This window comes from Halorubrum yunnanense, assembly GCF_026586675.1.
Lineage (GTDB): Archaea > Halobacteriota > Halobacteria > Halobacteriales > Haloferacaceae > Halorubrum > Halorubrum yunnanense.
The window spans coordinates 1-567 of sequence record NZ_JAODIX010000038.1; the positions used below are offsets into that span (position 1 = coordinate 1).

Genomic DNA, 567 nt, shown 5'->3' on the forward strand with positions numbered 1-567 from the left:
CACTATCAGTGTTTGATCCAGTGGAGCGTGACTTAGCACAGCTCATGAAGCAACGTTCGGGAAGTACCGAAAATGACAGGCAGTCATATATTTAGATAGGAATCAGACCGGGAACAGAGCGATTCCGATCAATCCTACGATGGCGGCCTGTCCGCCCCAAGCAATGAGACAATAATCGGAACCAGTCAGGTGAACGGTCGGTTCTTATAATGAATCGATGCAGTGCCCGACTGCTGTACGCACCACAGAAGTAACTCCAAGTCCGTTGAGATCTGCCGGACTCCCCGAGGCAAAAACAACTCCGAGAGTCCCTATATGATAGAGGATAGGAGTACCGGGGGCTTGGCACTCCCAGCAATCCCACCCGCCACAGTCCGTGAACCTCACACGGATTCTCACCGTCTGGGGTTCGGTGAGACTGCAAACCTGAAAGAACTGCTGTGTTGAATAGATGTTGAGTCACGGTTACAGCGGTTCACACAGCGATTCTATGTTGATGATGGCGAACACCGAGACGATTTCACTGAACTGCCGATACCAGCCCAGCGCTCGCACGGCGTCGCCGAG

1 pseudogene is annotated in these 567 nt (G+C 52.7%); it reads right to left on the reverse strand.

The features are described 5' to 3' along the window. Positions 1 to 465 precede the first annotated feature (465 nt). Positions 466 to 567: pseudogene (locus N5096_RS10095) on the reverse strand (IS5/IS1182 family transposase); the annotation flags it as partial.